Source organism: Komagataeibacter saccharivorans (assembly GCF_003207825.1).
In the GTDB taxonomy this organism is placed as follows: domain Bacteria; phylum Pseudomonadota; class Alphaproteobacteria; order Acetobacterales; family Acetobacteraceae; genus Komagataeibacter; species Komagataeibacter saccharivorans.
The window spans coordinates 112,045-128,205 of sequence record NZ_NKTY01000004.1 but is presented as its reverse complement, the minus strand read 5'-3'; the positions used below and the strand labels follow the sequence as shown (position 1 = coordinate 128,205).

Genomic DNA, 16,161 nt, shown 5'->3' with positions numbered 1-16,161 from the left:
ATCAATGAAGTTTTCGCTGTTCGTTCATATGGAACGCTATCGCGCCGACCAGACCCATGCCGAGCTTTTCGATGAACTGGAGCAGCTCGTCCGGATCGCTGAAGAAGGCGGCATGGAAACCGCCTGGATTGGTGAACATCACGGCATGGAATTCACCATCGCCCCCAATCCGCTGATCAATATCGCCTACCTTGCCAGCAAGACATCGCGCATCCGGCTGGGAACGGGCACGGTGATCGCGCCCTTCTGGCACCCGATCCGTCTGGCGGGGGAAGCGGCGCTGACCGATATCGCAACCGGTGGGCGGCTGGATCTGGGCGTGGCGCGCGGTGCCTACGCCTTTGAATACGAACGCATGATGCCGGGGCTGGATGCCTGGACGGCAGGCCAGCGCATGCGTGAGATGGTGCCCGTGCTGAAAAAGCTGTGGGCGGGCGATTACGCGCATGAAGGCACGTTCTGGCAGTTTCCCAAGACCACATCCGTACCGAAGCCGATGGGCAGTGAAATCCCGCTGTGGCTTGCCGCGCGCGACCCGAACTCCCACGCCTTTGCGGTGGAACACGGCTGCAACGTGCAGGTCACGCCGCTTGCATCGGGCGATGAGGAAGTGCAGAGCCTGATGGACCGCTTCAACGCAGGCTGCGCGCAGCATCCCGATGTGCCGCGCCCGCAGGTGATGCTGCTCATGCACACCTATGTCGCCGCCGATGAGGCCGATACCACGCAGGCAGACCATGAACTGAGCCGCTTCTACTGTTACTTCGGCGCATGGTTCAAAAACCAGCGCCCCATTGAAAATGGCCTGATCCAGGAACTCAGCGACGCCGAAATGGCGGAAATGACGATGTATGCGCCCGAAACCGTTCACCGCAACCTTGTCATCGGGCAGCCCGATGAAGTGATTGCGCGGCTGAAGAATTACGAAGCCATGGGCTACGACCAGTACAGTTTCTGGATCGACAGCCTGATGCCCTTTGAACGCAAGAAGGCATCGCTCGAGCGGTTCATCAGGGATGTGATGCCCGCTTTTTCGTAACGCATCGATGACAGGATCGCAGGCGTGCAGACTTTCCAGCATTATATCGACGGCCGTTTTGAAGATGCGTCAGCCACGTTCGACAGCATCAACCCCGCGACCCGCCAGCCATGGGCGCGCATGCCGCGTGCGCGTGAAGCGGATGTGGACCGTGCGGTCCGCGCGGCCGACCGGGCCTTTCGCGCGCCGCAGTGGTCTGGCCTGACCGCCAGCCAGCGTGGCAGGCTGCTGTTCCGCCTTGCGGACCTGATCGAAGCCGAAGCACCACATCTGGCGGAACTGGAAACGCGCGACACCGGCAAGATCATCCGCGAAACGCGCGCGCAGATTGCCTATGTGGCGGAGTATTACCGTTATTACGGCGGTCTGGCCGACAAGGTCGAAGGGCGTTACATCGATATCGACAAGGCGGATACGGAAGCCTATCTGCGCCGCGAGCCCATCGGGGTCGTCGCCGCCGTCGTGCCATGGAATTCGCAGCTTTTCCTTTCGGCGGTAAAAATCGCCCCGGCGCTGGCGGCGGGCTGCACGGTCGTGCTCAAGGCATCGGAAGATGGTCCGGCCCCGCTTCTGGCCTTTGCCCGGCTGGTGGACAAAGCGGGCTTTCCCCCCGGCGTGATTTCGATCCTGACCGGCTTTGGCGATGACTGCGGGCGCGTGCTGACCAGCCACCCGCTGGTATCACGCATCGCCTTTACCGGTGGCCCGGAAACGGCACGCCATGTAGTGCGTAACAGTGCCGAAAACCTTGCTTACCTGACGCTTGAACTGGGTGGGAAGTCCCCTGTGGTGGTCTTTCCCGATGCGGATCTGGACAGCACGGTCAATGCCATCATATCGGGCATTTTTGCCGCCAGTGGCCAGAGCTGCGTTGCCGGTTCGCGCCTGATCGCGCACCGCGCCATCCTGCCTGCCCTCCTGGCACGGCTGAAGGAACGCGCCGAACGCATCCATATCGGCACGCCTGATGACATGGCGACCGAAATGGGTCCCCTCGCCACCGAACGTCAGGTCACCCATATCCAGGACCTGATCGCGCGCAGCGTTGCCGCAGGCGCCCGGCTTGTAACCGGTGGCACACCACCCGGGCACCATGGGGAAGGCTATTATTTCCGCCCCACGATCCTGTTGTGCGAAAACGGCGATACGCCGTGCCTGCGGGAAGAATTCTTTGGCCCCGTACTCAGCGTCATCGCCTTCGATGATGAAGCGGATGCGGTGGCACAGGCCAATGATACGCCCTACGGACTGGCCTGCGGTGTTTTCACCCGCGATCTTGCCCGCGCCAAGCGCATGACGGCGGCGCTGCGCGCGGGGATCGTATGGGTCAACACCTATCGCATGGTTTCGCCCATGATGCCCTTTGGCGGCTACGGCCTGAGCGGGCTGGGGCGTGAAGGCGGGATGGAAGCCATGCTGGACTATACCCGCACCAAATCGGTGTGGATACGCACCAGCGATACCCCCATCTCCGACCCGTTTGTAATGAGGTGACCGCCATGATTTACGAAATCAGAACCTACACCCTGCGGGCGGGTGGTGTTGCCCCCTATCTCAAGGCCGTGGCCGAGGAAGGCATCGCCATACAGCAGCCGCATCTGGGCACCCTGATCGGCTATTTCTTTTCCGATATCGGGCCGCTGAACCAGATCGTGCATATCTGGGCCTATCAGGACCTCAACGACCGTACGGCGCGGCGCGCCCGACTGTTGCAGGACCCGGCATGGCTGGCCTTCATGCCCCGTATCCAGCAGCATATCGACACGATGGAGAGCAAGATCGTCCTTCCGGCATCCTTCTCGCCCCTGCAATAACGTACGTGGCCTGACGCATGCGACGGATCGTACTGACACTGGCCATGATGATGGCGCTGCCTGCCGTGATTCCTGCGGCGGCCTATGCGGTCGATGCCCCCGTTTTTACCAGTTGGGGGGGATCGACCGAAGCCATGCAGGCACGGAACTGGCTGGAACCGTTTACAAAAAAAACGGGTATTCCCGTTCTCAAGGACGGTCCGACCAATTACGGCAAGTTCCAGGCCATGGTCGAAAGCGGTAATGTGGCGTGGGATGTCGTGGATGTGGAAGCCGATTTCGCCGCCAAGGCCGCGCGCGACGGGCTGCTTGAACCACTGGGCCTGCCCGCATCCGACCTGATGCAGATCGATCCGCGTTTTGTCAGTCCCTACAGTGTGGGCAGTTTCTATTTCTCGTTCGTGCTAGGGTATGCGAACCCGCAAGGACCGCATCCGGCCAACTGGCGTGAGTTCTTCGATATCGCGCATTTTCCGGGCAAGCGGGCGTTGTACAAATTCCCCTCGCCCGGCGTGCTTGAAATCGCATTGCTGGCCGATGGCGTGCCGCCGGATCAGCTTTATCCGCTGGATCTGGACCGCGCCTTCCGCAAGCTGGACACCATCAAGTCCGCCATCCGGTGGTGGAGTTCGGGTGCCCAGTCCCAGCAGATGATGGCGGCGGGTTCTGTCACCGCAGGCATGTTCTGGAATGGCCGCCTGCGCGCCCTGCAGGAAGGGGGCGTGGATGTCGGCATTTCATGGGAGCAGAATATTACTGTGGCCGACATGCTGGTCATCCCCCGTGGCGCGCGCCATGCCGATGTGGCGCGGCAACTGATCGGCTATGCCATCTCGGCCGCGCCACAGGCTGCCTTTGCCCATATGACGGGCTATGCACCGATCAATCTGGCCAGTCTGGCACTGATGACGCCGGAAGACCGGATGGCCGCCCCGCAGGCCCATGCGGACAGTCACATAGACCCCGATATCGCGTACTGGGCTGCCCATCATGATGAAATTGCCCGCCGCTGGTACGCATGGCAGGCGGAATAGGCAGGGCATGAGCATTTTCCCGACCAGACGCCTGCGTGTGGCCCGTGGGCCATGGCTGGAAAGCTATGGCCTGCTTCTGCCCGGCCTCATCTTTCTGGCCGTGTTCTTTGTCATTCCGCTATGCCTTATGCTGATGCTCAGTTTTACCGTGCCATCGCTGGGGCTGGAGCATTACCGCACGCTGTTTTTCACGTCCGCATACCGACGTATTTTTGCCAATACGTTCCTGCTGGCCACGCTTGTCACAGCGGTCTCCCTCGCGCTGGGCCTGCCGGTCGCATGGTTTCTGGCCATAGCCCCCCGGCGGTGGAGCCAGCCGGTGCAGCTAGTGCTGATCCTGTCGATGTGGACGAACCTGCTGGCACGGACCTACGCATGGGTTGTGCTGCTGCAGGATACCGGCCCCATCAACCAGACCCTTCTGGCCCTGCACCTGATTGCCGAACCACTGCCCCTTATGAACAGTCTGTTCGCCGTGACCGTAGGCATGACGTATATCATGCTGCCCTTCGTGGTCTTTCCCCTGCGCAACCGGATCGCCATGCTGGAACCCGCCCTGTTTCAGGCCGCCACATTATGTGGCGCATCGCGGATGACCAGTTTCCGGCGCATCTTCCTGCCCGCAATCGCCACCACACTGGGCAGCGCGGGTGTGTCGGTATTCGTAATGTCGCTTGGGTACTACGTAACCCCTTCCCTGCTGGGCAGTGAATCACGCATGGTTCTGGCCGAACTGATCGCGCAGCTTGTGCAGTCGGTTCTGGACTGGGGGCTTGCGGGGGCGGCGGCCCTTGTCCTGCTGGTCATGACGCTGTTCCTGTACGGCGTGCAGCGGCGGCTTAACCGCCAGCCCCACACGACCCCATAGCCAGAGGCCAAGACAGCCATGCTGCTTTCCTTCGAAAACCTTGGCCCATGGCGGATCGCGCTGGGCATCATTGCCGCCCTTGTAACCGCTTTTCTTGTCTGTCCGCTGGTGCTGATCGTGATGCTGTCATTCGACTCATCACCATGGCTGGTCTTTCCCCCCCCGCACTGGACGCTACGGTGGTACCGCGAACTGTTTACGGACCCGGACTGGCTGGGTTCCTTCATGGTCAGCCTGGAGGTCGGTCTTACCGTCACCGTGCTGTCCGTCCTTCTGGGCCTGATAACGGCCATTGGCATATCGCGCACCAGAACGGCGTGGCGGCCGGCGTGTGAGACGGCGTTCCTCATGCCCATGATCCTGCCGGTGGTGGTGACGGCAATCGCGCTCTATGCGTTCTTTCTGCGTATCCATCTTAACGGCACATTCTGCGGGTTCGTGATTGCTCACCTGATCCTCGCCCTGCCTTTTTCGGTCGGGGCCATCCTGAACGGGCTTGCACATATCGATCCGGCGATTGAAAACGCCGCCGTGCTGTGTGGTTCGTCCCGTACCTACGCGATCATGCGTATTACGCTGCCCAGCCTGCGTCCGGCGCTGTTTTCGGCTGCGATCTTTTCCTTCCTTGCATCATGGGATGAAGTCGTGGTGGCCATTTTCATGGCCAGCCCGTCACTTCAGACCGTGCCGGTCCGCATATGGGGCAATCTGCAGCAGGATCTCTCGCCCGTCATCGCCGCCGTATCGACCGTGCTGATTGTACTGAGCGGGCTGTTCATATTCGGCGCCAATTTCATGAAAAGTGAGAAAAAATGACGGCCTTTCTCAGCATTCGCAATCTCCATAAATCATATCACGGGAATGTTGCCGTCCAGAATGTCTCGCTTGATATCCGTAAGGGGGAGTTCGTGACATTCCTCGGCCCGTCCGGGTCAGGAAAAAGCACGACCCTGTATGTGATCGCGGGCCTTATGTCGCCAACCGGCGGCGACGTGCTGGTCAATGGACGCACCATTCTGGATGTGCCGTCCAACCACCGCAATATTGGCATGGTATTCCAGAAATACACGCTCTTTCCCAACATGACCGTGCGCGAGAACATTGCCTTTCCACTGGTCGTGCGCAAACGCCCCCGCGATGAAATTGAAGCCCGCACGAACGAAATGCTGCGGCTGGTCAGGATGGAACAGCTTGCCGGGCGTTACCCCGCGCAGATGTCGGGCGGGCAGCAGCAGCGCGTGGCCATTGCCCGCGCCATGGTCTATGAGCCTGAAATCCTGCTGATGGATGAACCCCTTTCGGCGCTGGACAAGAAACTGCGCGAGGAAATACAGGGCGAGATCAAACGCGTGCATGAACGCACGGGTGTCACGATCCTGTATGTTACCCACGATCAGGAAGAAGCCCTGCGCCTGTCGGACCGCATCATCCTGTTCAATACCGGCAGGGTGGAACAGATCGGCACCTGCACCGATCTGTATACATCCCCGCGTAGCAGGTTTGCGGGGCAGTTCCTTGGCAATTCCAATTTCATGCCTGTCGAGATCATGGATGCGGCAGCAGGCACGATCAGGCTGCCCGGTGGGGCATGTGTTGAAAACGTCCGTATCTGCGACAGTGGGGATGTAGACCATCCGCTGCTTATGATGCGGCCGGAGGATCTGACCTTTCGTAAGGCCGGAGACTGTGCCAGTTCGTTTGATGGACAGGTCAGGAGTTCGTATTTCCTTGGCAATGTCATGAATTACGAAATAGGAATTCCCGGCGATTACACCCTGACAATGCGTGTTTACATTGATGGCACCGAACACCCACCCCAGACGGGCGACAGGGTATCGGTTGGCTGGCTACCCCATAAGGCCATTGTCTTCCGGTAACCGTTCATGAAACAGGACACCCGCATGATATTGATGCGGGGCTGACCTCATCGGGCTGGACAGGAAAAGTTGCTGGACGTCGCCTTTTTCCAATAAAGATGACGTCTTCCGAAGCTTTTTGAAAAAAGCTCAACCAAAAAATTCCTTATAATTTCTGAATGTTTCCAGACGGACCTTTCAAACAGCCTCTGAACAGTTGGGGCTGCATGTCCGGTAACTTACATCTTCACAAAAGTTTATGTGGCACGGTATTTAAGTGGACAGCACTGCTTCCCGACTACTACCGCAGATAACAACTCTGCCAGAACAGTGAGGCGTAGGGGCGCCATACGCACCGACCGGCTCTTAAATAGAGCCTAAATATTACCGTCAGATTCTGGAGCGCTCCCCATAACACCCCTGCCCCGTAGACAGAACTGTCCGATGCGCATGGAACTCATCCAGCAATAAAAAAGGGCACACCAGGTCCATACGGACCGGTGTGCCCCTGTTCGGGCTTTTATGCTGTCCGGTCCTGCCTCACGTCATGGATGTGAGGCAGGTTTTACGATGGATCAGAAGTCGACGGAAACCGAACCAAAGAACATGCGCGGCGCACCGAACAGCATGGACTGGTTGGTATAACCACCCGTCATGGCGTTACCGTTTTCGCCCATGGTGGAGATCCAGTGGGTGTTCGCAAGGTTCTGGATGTTGAAGGCGAAGGTCACATCCTTCATGAAGTCCATGTGCTTGTTGTAACGGCCCATGTTGCCCATGCGGTACTGCATGCCCAGATCTGACATCCAGTAACCGGGAATGTTGTAGTCACCGGTATAGTCATAGCTACGCTTCCCGGTGTAGCTGCCATCCATGTAGAACAGGGCGTTCTTGTAGGAATAGGACAGACGGCCCTTATACATGAAGCGCGGATAGTTGACGACGCGCTTGCCTGCCGTGGACGGACCAGTTCCTGACGAGTTGAAGTTGTCGTCATAGACCGCGTGGTTGTAGCTGACGCTGTTGGTCAGCGACAGGCTGCGGAGCATGCCACGTGTGAACGGATGCAGCGTAATGGCGGCATCGACACCGTTCATGGTCACGCTGCCGGTATTGATGACCGCATAGCCACTGGCGTTCTGGACGGACTGGCCCGCAACGCTGACGGCCTGCAGACGGTTATGGAAGTTGGTGCGATAGGCATAGACCGATGCATCAAGCAGGCGATGCGTGAAGCGGTAGCCGATGGCGAACGTCCAGTCATATTCCGGGTGAACGCTGTTGATGTTCGTGTTGTACGAACCCTGAGTAACGGCGAACGGGGAATTCGACAGCTTGTAGCCCGATTCCGCATAGGTATGAACGTTTTCGGAAATGTCGAAGAACAGTTCATGGTTATGCAGGAAGTGCCAGTCCACGCTGACATGCGGCAGGAAGGGACGTGCGATCGTCTGGCTGACGCCGGACGTGATGCCACCAACATTGCCGTAATAGTACTGGTTCAGGTAGCCATCGCCCACGCGGGTCGTGTTCAGCAGCGCCTTCATGCCGAAATGCAGGGCAAGGTTGGGCAGCGGATTGTAGGTATCCATCACGAACGCGGTGAATGTGTTCGTGTTGTAGTTCTGGTTGAACAGTTCCTCAACCGGGTTCTTGAAGTGGTTCAGCGGCTGATTGATCGAGCCGGAAAGCTGGCCATTGGCCAGAACCGTCGGCTGACCATACATCCACATGGATGATGAATACGCGTTGTTTTCATACCAGACACCACCGGAAATGTGGTTGTGCGCCACATCGTACTGAACCTTCGATGTGATGCCGAAGCGCTCGATCGACGGCTGCTTGACGATTTCACCCAGGGCGGAAGTATAGCCATAGGTCTGGTTCAGGTGGGTATAGTAGGACGGATCGTAGCCATTGCCATTATTGCCGATCGGCAGGCCCCAGGTGGTCTGGTTGCTTTCACCCTGACCATAGGCCGTCGTGATCCAGCGGACATGCTTGGTCAGCGCCAGATCGGCCTTGATGTAGCCCATGATGTCGCTGTTGTTCGTGGCGCCGTCGTAATAGGCCGCGTCACCCTTGTCGGAAATGCTGCTGTTCGCAAGGTTCGACGGATAGTTGCCATTCGCGGCATTGCTTGCCGCAATGAAGCCACTCGTACCGCCATTGTAGTAGTTGGAGTTATAGTAACCCAACTGCTGCTGCATCTGCGGCGATTCATCCTGCGGCGTGAACTGGTGCAGGTCACCCCAGTCGAAGAAGGCGACGAGCTTGCTGTCGTTCCCGATCGGCTGGACCAGCTTGGCGTTGACCTGCTGGTAGAACTGCTCACCATACCCACGCCATACCTGCGCGTCCTGACGCATGTAGGACGCGAAGAACTTGGTGCCGGAGCTGTTCAGCTTGCCGCTGTCGAAGCGTACGAAGGTATGGTAGTTGTCATAGCTGCCGAAACCCTGCGTGACCTTGCCACCCATCTTGTCCTTCGGGTCGCTTGACACATAGGCCAGCGAACCGCCGAGGTTGTTGGTGGCGGCGATATCTTCAGCGCCCGCGGACTGAGAGACATCAATACGGTCCACGTTTTCCGAAGATACGGCCAGTGTGGGCGAAGGCGGACCGTTATAGTTACGATAGGTCATTTCACCCAGCGGCATGCCATCCAGCGTCATGCCGATTTCCTGCTGCTGGAAACCATGCATGTACAGCTGCTGCGACCAGGTGTTCGTGCCCTGCGGATCATCCGAATTGAACATGATGCCCGGCATGGTCGACAGGGCCTTCATCGGGTTGGTGCCCGGTGCCTGCTGCTGGAACATGGCCTGTCCCATGGATACGACCGTTCCATGCGGACGCAGATGACTGGCATGAACACTGAGCTGCTCAGGGTTGCTGTGGGAGACAACAGCCGTGTTGCGCGTCGTATGCCGGACAGGCGTTCCCGTGGTGGAAACATGGGCCGCACCGGAATGGGTGGTGTTGCCACCCGCTGCCGTCGTCTGCGGTAACGTCGAAGCGGCGCGCGCGCCTTCATCCGTTACGCCAGCGATCACTGTAGTCAGAAGCAGGACGTTCCATAATGAGCGTCGTTTGTTCATGAAGCCTCCGCAGCACCTGTAAACGGCCCCGCGCAGGGCCACACATTGGCGTTTCGTTCAAAATTAAGTCAGTCGAGAGCAACATTGATGAATTTTTCAACCCGCCCGTGGAAATATGTTCCACCAGTTTCGATGTCGATATCAACCGGTTTCGATATCGATATAAGGAATCGAAAAACCGATGTGGCAAACAGGTCACATGATGTGGCGCGCCAGAAGGAATGCTCATCATGGAAATTCGGACTGTTCCGTGTCGAAATTCACATGCCCCTTCTGCCACAAACGCAACAGGAGGAAAATGGACGCATCGGATAAGTATTTAATAATAGACGGAATAATCCACAATACGGCTGAAAACCGGGGCAAATTCTCCCCTTTCCCATCAGGGCACACACATGCACAAAATCATTTTTTTAACGAAATGGTGGAGGAACAAATCTTTTTGCATATCGGAAATTCGTATCACGTATACGAATCGTGATGTGGCGCAGCAGATACACCTGGTCGCTCACCCGCATGCGTAATTTCGATTCCGGAATAATAAACGGAACCTGCAACCTTTGGGAAATTACCACGTTACAGATTCGCAACAGAACCCGCCACGCCACCTGTTCCATGGTCAGTTCCCGGCGTTTCCCCACGCGCAGAAGATATCATCCGGCCAAAACGCCTTTCCTGCCTGAAGGTTCCTTCATCCCCCGACAGTCCTGCACGATCACCATATTACGATATCAGGTCGTAACGAACAAAGGAAACGCAGTTCATTACAAGACCGGTTCATCCCTATGTATCTTTCCGGTCAGCGGAAAAACCCCTCCACTGGATCGGCAGGGCAACATCCCGCACCGCAACCGCCTTCAGACCGGCAGGTCACGGTTCGCGGATATGGCCTCCATCGCCATATAGGATGTGACCGTATCCAGATCCACGCGGCTGATAAGGGTACGATAGATCGTATCGAACGATTCCATATCCTGCGTGATGATCTTGAGCATGTAATCGTAATCGCCCGCGATACGGTAGAAATCGATGACATTGGGAATGGCTGTCACGGCCTTGTGAAACCGCTCCAGCCATTCGCGCGAATGATTGCGGGTCCGCACCATGACAAAAACGGTCAGGCCAAGCCCCAGCCTTGCCGGATCAAGCCGTAGCGTCTGGTTGCCAACCAGACCGCTTGCCCGCAACGCATTCAGCCGCCGCCAGCACGCATTCTGGGACAGGCCAACAATGTCCGCCAGTTCGCGCTGCGACAGGCCCGCGTTCTTTTGCAGGGCCCGCAGGATGGAGCGATCAAATTCATCAGGTTTTCTGCTCATAAACGATCGTATGACCACATATTCAGCAAAAACAACCATGAAATAGGGAAAAAATCCCTACGGAACCCCATTAACATCATCCCGCAATGAAGGCGGTGGGTTGTGCGATGCAAGTGGATGACATGTCGATATCGGAATTCATGGCTGGTCTGCAGGACGCTGGGGTGGAGGGGTTGCGCGCGAGCCTGATTGGTGAAGGCGCACCCGTTCCGGGGCCGTTTGGCCCAAAACCCCTTGTCTATGCCGATTACGTGGCATCAGGCCGTGCGTTGCGACAGGTCGAGGATTTCGTAACCCATCGCGTGCTGCCCTATTACGCGAATTCCCATACCGAGGCCTCGTTCTGTGGGCGCTACATGACCCGCATGCGTCAGGCGGCACGGGCGCATATTGCACGGATATGTGGGGCGGAAACCGGGTTTTCCACCGTGTTCTGCGGTTCGGGGGCAACTGCGGGACTGAACCGGCTGGTTCACCTGTTCGGGGTATCCGATGCCGTGGGGACGGGACCACGTCCGGTCGTCTTTCTCGGGCCGTATGAACACCATTCCAACATCCTGCCATGGCGGGAAAGTGGTGCGGATATCATGGTGATTGACGAAGCGCCGGAGGGTGGTCCCGATCTGGACCATCTCGAACGGGCGCTTGCAGCGACAGATCCCGACGCCTTGCGGATCGGCGCCTTTTCGGCGGCATCAAACGTGACCGGGATCATCACGGATGTCGATGCGGTCACAAGGATGCTCAGGGCACATGGTGCCCTGTCCGTGTGGGATTACGCAGGCGGTGGCCCGTATCTTCCCATCGACATGAAGGCCGGTACCGCCTGTGAGAAGGATGCCGTGGTAATGTCACCCCATAAATTCGTGGGTGGGCCTGCGGCATCGGGCATCATGATCGTACGTGATGCCACAGTCAGGCGTACGCGGCCGGTTTTTCCCGGTGGAGGAACCGTAAGGTTTGTCTCCCCATGGGGACATGATTATGCCGAAAGCCTGACCAGTCGGGAAGAAGCCGGCACGCCCAACGTCATCGGCGATGTCCGCGCCGGGCTGGCCTTTCTTGTCAAGGAAGCGATGGGGCAGGACTGGCTTGATACGCGACATGCAACACTGCACAAACGCGCCCTGCAGGCGTGGCAGCACAATCCGCATATCACCATACTGGGCAACCCTGCCGCCAGCCGCTGCCTGCCGATCTTTTCAATACAGGTTCACGATACCCGTCAGGGTGGCCTGATCCATCAGCAACTGTTCACCCGCATGCTGTCGGACCTGTATGGCATTCAGGCCCGTGGCGGATGCGCCTGCGCGGGTCCATACGCGCATGATCTGCTGGGCATCGACCAGCCCATGTCGGAAGAACTGCGCCAGAACATCCTGAACGGAAACGAAATACGCAAACCCGGCTGGACGCGCCTGAATTTCTGCGCCCTGACCGATGACCACAAAGCAGATTTCATCATCCATGCGGTCAACGAACTGGCATCCAGCCCCTACCCCATGGTCGATGCCTATGCGTGCGACATGGAAACCGCCCGCTTTCAGGCCATGACGACGGAAATGGCATAATCCCTGAATGGACCATGCGGGAGAAGTCCATCCGCATGGCCCCGTTACGGTTCGGTGCCGGGCATTTCATTACCGACAAGGTAGGTATCGCAGATTTCGCGCAGCAGGGTCAGGCGGGGATTGTTCCAGCCATTATCAATTGACGCCAGTCCGTACCGCAACACCGGAACATCATCGGAAAGGCGCAGATAATAAAGGGGCGACCCGTCGAGAGAGGCCCTGTTGCGCGGCCTGACATTCAGCAGGCTGAACCCATGCCCGTGGGCCACCAGACTTCTGACCGTGTCCATGCAGTCAACACATTCAAAATTGTGCAGTTCGATATGGCTGCGCGCAAAAATCGAGACGAAATAATCCCGTGATACCGGCAGGTTCAGCAGAATGAACTTCTGGTCCATGACTTCCTGCAACGCCACCGTTTCCCGCAACCGCAGCGGATGCGTCTCCCCCACCAAAACGAAGGGCGGCAAGGCAGCGCAGGGATGGAAATCGACATCGGGATCAAGTTGCAGGTCGTAGCATATCATCGCGCATATATCGCCGCGCCGCAGCTTTTCTGTCAGATCCCGGTGGTGCCCCGTCATGATGCGCAGATGCGCCTGCGGGTAACGGGTCTGGAACACCCTATGCAGCAATGGACCGACAAACGGGTAAAGCGTGGACATGCAGCCAATATGGACTTCGCCCGTCACCTTGCCGGACAGGCCGGACATGGCGGCTTCAAGGTCATGCGCCTGCTGCAGGAAGGAACAGGCTTTCTGAAGGAACGCCTCCCCTTCCGGTGTCAGGGACAGGCCGCTGGCATGGTTACGCAAAAAAAGCTGTATGCCGAAGCTGGCCTCAAGACTGGCGATAGCGGCCGAGATGGAAGGTTGGGAAATATGGATCTGTCGCGCCGCCGCCGCGATGGAACCGGTATTGGCGGTGGCGACAAAATAGCGCAGTTGCCGAAGGGTGTAACGCACCGGCGGTATCATATACGTTCCCTACTGGTCCGGACACATGCAGGCGCGCCAGACACGACCATACGCTCAAGTCTTACCATGGGTCGGTTTCCCTGCCTTGGCAAGGGGATGGCGTGAGCCATACCTGCGGCCGATCTTACGGACCGTGCTGCGTACAGACTGTCCTACAGGCAACATCCCCGCCCTGTTATATCCGACGTTGAAGAGCACTGCCTTATTACGCCGAGAACAGACCGGACATCATGCACCCGGCGCAATCGCCGCGGCGATGGTCGGGGTATAATGCACCGACACCGTTGCCCCCGCGCCGATATCATCCAGTGCGATCAGGCTGCCTGTTGCCGTATCGCCCGTTATGGCGACGCCATGTCCATTTACCTGCGCGGCGATCGTCTTTTCGGGTGAAACAAACGGCAGGCCCAGAATAATCCGCCCCGATCGCGCAGGCGCAAGGCGGCAGGAAAACATCCCCTTATCCAGCACGATATCCGTCATGCGCCCCACCATATCGCAACACAGCAGAACGCGCGCACCACGCATGAGGCGCATCACACCGTCACGCACCACCAGTGTAAGCGCACCCAGCGGGGATTGCACCGGCCCCAGCACGGTATCCTGACCCGTAATAGTGATTTCCCAACCGGTCCACGGGTTAAAATCCATGACCTCCGCCACACCAAGCATGGGCAGCATCGCACCCCACGACAGGAACAGGTCGGTATCGGGCTGGTCCGATGCCTCCCCGTCAATGGCGCTGTAATTCTCGCCCGATATGCGCCGCGTGGTCCATGACTGGTTGAACAGCGCCATGCTCTGCGCCGCAAGGCGGGATGCCTGTTCATCAAAACCGTAACGACGCAGGCCATGCCAGACGAAATAATTCACGTTCGGCCAGATACGCCCCCGCCAGTATACGTTATCGGCAAAAGCAGGATCATCGCGCGTGACATTGGGCAGCACGTATTCGCCGCCGAACGTCGCCGGATCTTCCAGATGCCGCAGCAGGCTGTGCGCCTGTTCCGGGGTCGCCGCACCGCAGATCAGCGGATAGAAACTGGTCGGTCCCAGACTACGGACAAAACCACCATCGCGCTGACGGTTGGCGAAAATGCCACGCGTCTCATCCCACAATTCATCACGGATCAACGCGCGGCCTGAGGCTGCAAGGGCGGCGAATTCGGCTGCTTCCGTATCATGACCCAGTTCAGCCGCGATCAGCGCCAGCATTTCCGCATCCAGCGCCAGCGTGCAGTTCAGCCCGACATCCAGCAGCGACAGCGTGCGTGTGTGCGGATCATACACCGCTTCATCATGGGTAGGGGAATTATCCATGCCCGTTTCGTTGCGCGCGCCAAAATGGGTGCCCTTGTACAGCCCTTCCCCCACGGCAGAGGTTCCGCACGATACCAGCCCCCGCCCATCGGGGTCACGATGGGTGCGCCACCATCGCTGGTTTCGCACCAGCGGGCCATAGACCAGTTCCAGCAACGAACGATCGCGCGTGCGCAGATACATCATCCATGCCATGAAGGCCCCATTCGGGGCCTGTGTCCGGTCAACCCATGCATCGTTGGACGTGACGATGCATGCGAAATTGCCCTGCGGGGTGGCGCTGGCCATCGCCACGGCCATGTTTTCGCGCGCAATACCCGTATCGAACAGGCCCGTCATCAGCGCAGCATAGGTCTGATCGTTGAACCAGACCGCGAATTTTCCCAGATTCCATATCCGGCTGACAGAAGTATAGGGCCGGTGATTGATCCCGTCATAAACCGTGTTCCATGCCATCACGTCACGCACCGCATCCAGCGCGCCTGCGTGCATGCCTGTCTGGACCGGCAGGCAGGCATCCCCTGCTGGCGCAGCCAGCGCAGCACGGGCGTTGCGTATGGCAAGATCGGGGCAGTCGGCCACGGCTGCGGCAAACGCATTGCTGCGCATCATTTCCAGGTTGAAACGCAGTGCAATAACACGTCCGCAAATACCGCGCGTGGCGGTGTGGAAATAGCCGTTCGTATCGTAATCCGCCGCCACGGCTTCCACCGTATCATGTGCCGTGACCTGCACCGCCTCCTCACGCGTTACAAGGGCGACATGGCGGGTGTCCACACGGATGACGGCCGCCCCATCCCGATAGACAACTTCCTCCCCCTTCGCACCCGACAGGCATAACGTCACCCAGTACCGTAATCCCCATTCCCCCGGCACGCGGCCATTCCACTCCCCCCGCACCGCGTACGGATCAGCCCGGTCATAACGGAAATCCAGATGCGTGCCCGCGTGGCGCGTTTCAAATTCGATCCATGCGCCATCCGCCGCATGCCGTCCGAACACGATATCCGCACCGGGCGGCAGGAGTGTCGCCCTACGCTGGCTGGTGGAATACAGGATCGGGGTAAGCTTTACGCCCAGCGGCAGGAAGGTCAGTTCCGCAGGGCGGTCGGACCATGTGTTCCATGCCCTTTGCACGGGTATTGTTGGATCGACAATCATCCTGTCGCACCTATCCTTCATCACGGGTTGCGTATGGAGCGGATTTCAGTTCGGAAACAGAACAAGATCGGAGTGCCGGGCCATCGTCAAGGGCGCCCGGC

General features: G+C 58.5%; 12 protein-coding genes. 8 read left to right on the top strand and 4 right to left on the bottom strand.

Features of this window, described 5'->3' with window-relative positions; all coding sequences use genetic code 11:
• The first annotated feature begins 4 nt into the window (after positions 1-4).
• From CFR79_RS04420 to CFR79_RS04390, 7 genes are read left to right on the top strand one after another with little or no spacing between them, the layout of a single operon-like run.
• A complete protein-coding gene (locus tag CFR79_RS04420; protein WP_102325551.1) occupies positions 5-1,039 on the top strand; it encodes an LLM class flavin-dependent oxidoreductase in 1,035 nt (344 codons plus the stop codon).
• A 24-nt stretch (positions 1,040-1,063) separates the two neighbouring features.
• Entirely contained in the window at positions 1,064-2,533 is a 1,470-nt protein-coding gene (locus tag CFR79_RS04415) for an aldehyde dehydrogenase (protein WP_110547054.1), read from the top strand.
• A gap of 5 nt (positions 2,534-2,538) precedes the next feature.
• Complete coding sequence (locus CFR79_RS04410) at positions 2,539-2,853, top strand: NIPSNAP family protein (RefSeq protein WP_102325549.1); 315 nt, start codon at positions 2,539-2,541, stop codon at positions 2,851-2,853.
• Positions 2,854-2,870: 17 nt separating this feature from the next.
• Positions 2,871-3,887: an ABC transporter substrate-binding protein gene (locus CFR79_RS04405; protein ID WP_110547053.1), complete on the top strand. Its 1,017-nt coding sequence runs from the start codon at positions 2,871-2,873 to the stop codon at positions 3,885-3,887.
• Positions 3,888-3,894: 7 nt separating this feature from the next.
• Positions 3,895-4,755 (top strand): ABC transporter permease, encoded by an 861-nt coding sequence (locus CFR79_RS04400; protein ID WP_110547052.1) that lies wholly within the window; start codon positions 3,895-3,897, stop codon positions 4,753-4,755.
• 18 nt (positions 4,756-4,773) lie between these two features.
• Entirely contained in the window at positions 4,774-5,571 is a 798-nt protein-coding gene (locus CFR79_RS04395; RefSeq protein ID WP_110547051.1) for an ABC transporter permease, read from the top strand.
• Complete coding sequence (locus CFR79_RS04390; protein WP_110547050.1) at positions 5,568-6,632, top strand: ABC transporter ATP-binding protein; 1,065 nt, start codon at positions 5,568-5,570, stop codon at positions 6,630-6,632. Before CFR79_RS04395 ends, CFR79_RS04390 begins: the two co-directional genes overlap by 4 nt.
• Before the next feature lie 554 nt (positions 6,633-7,186).
• Here the strand turns inward: CFR79_RS04390 and CFR79_RS04385 are convergent.
• Entirely contained in the window at positions 7,187-9,712 is a 2,526-nt protein-coding gene (locus tag CFR79_RS04385; protein ID WP_110547049.1) for a TonB-dependent receptor domain-containing protein, read from the bottom strand.
• A gap of 857 nt (positions 9,713-10,569) precedes the next feature.
• Positions 10,570-11,031: an Lrp/AsnC family transcriptional regulator gene (locus tag CFR79_RS04375; protein ID WP_102325684.1), complete on the bottom strand. Its 462-nt coding sequence runs from the start codon at positions 11,029-11,031 to the stop codon at positions 10,570-10,572.
• 107 nt (positions 11,032-11,138) lie between these two features.
• Here CFR79_RS04375 and CFR79_RS04370 point away from each other — a divergent pair, with 107 nt between their 5' ends.
• Positions 11,139-12,602 (top strand): aminotransferase class V-fold PLP-dependent enzyme, encoded by a 1,464-nt coding sequence (locus CFR79_RS04370; protein ID WP_408884558.1) that lies wholly within the window; start codon positions 11,139-11,141, stop codon positions 12,600-12,602.
• Between the two features lie 44 nt (positions 12,603-12,646).
• On the opposite strand, the gene CFR79_RS04365 is transcribed toward CFR79_RS04370, so the two are convergent.
• Positions 12,647-13,579 (bottom strand): LysR family transcriptional regulator, encoded by a 933-nt coding sequence (locus tag CFR79_RS04365; RefSeq protein WP_110547046.1) that lies wholly within the window; start codon positions 13,577-13,579, stop codon positions 12,647-12,649.
• 228 nt (positions 13,580-13,807) lie between these two features.
• Positions 13,808-16,060, bottom strand: coding sequence for an MGH1-like glycoside hydrolase domain-containing protein (locus CFR79_RS04360; protein WP_110547045.1), 2,253 nt, complete (start codon positions 16,058-16,060; stop codon positions 13,808-13,810).
• Positions 16,061-16,161 lie beyond the last annotated feature (101 nt).

Excerpts from the sequence above, each read along its gene's own strand:
- CFR79_RS04420 (WP_102325551.1), top strand. The coding sequence starts at position 5 with ATGAAGTTTTCGCTGTTCGTTCATATGGAACGCTATCGCGCCGACCAG.
- CFR79_RS04410 (WP_102325549.1), top strand. The coding sequence starts at position 2,539 with ATGATTTACGAAATCAGAACCTACACCCTGCGGGCGGGTGGTGTTGCC.
- CFR79_RS04405 (WP_110547053.1), top strand. The coding sequence starts at position 2,871 with ATGCGACGGATCGTACTGACACTGGCCATGATGATGGCGCTGCCTGCC.
- CFR79_RS04400 (WP_110547052.1), top strand. The coding sequence starts at position 3,895 with ATGAGCATTTTCCCGACCAGACGCCTGCGTGTGGCCCGTGGGCCATGG.
- CFR79_RS04395 (WP_110547051.1), top strand. The coding sequence starts at position 4,774 with ATGCTGCTTTCCTTCGAAAACCTTGGCCCATGGCGGATCGCGCTGGGC.
- CFR79_RS04390 (WP_110547050.1), top strand. The coding sequence starts at position 5,568 with ATGACGGCCTTTCTCAGCATTCGCAATCTCCATAAATCATATCACGGG.
- CFR79_RS04385 (WP_110547049.1), bottom strand. The coding sequence starts at position 9,712 with ATGAACAAACGACGCTCATTATGGAACGTCCTGCTTCTGACTACAGTG.
- CFR79_RS04375 (WP_102325684.1), bottom strand. The coding sequence starts at position 11,031 with ATGAGCAGAAAACCTGATGAATTTGATCGCTCCATCCTGCGGGCCCTG.
- CFR79_RS04370 (WP_408884558.1), top strand. The coding sequence starts at position 11,139 with ATGCAAGTGGATGACATGTCGATATCGGAATTCATGGCTGGTCTGCAG.
- CFR79_RS04365 (WP_110547046.1), bottom strand. The coding sequence starts at position 13,579 with ATGATACCGCCGGTGCGTTACACCCTTCGGCAACTGCGCTATTTTGTC.
- CFR79_RS04360 (WP_110547045.1), bottom strand. The coding sequence starts at position 16,060 with ATGATTGTCGATCCAACAATACCCGTGCAAAGGGCATGGAACACATGG.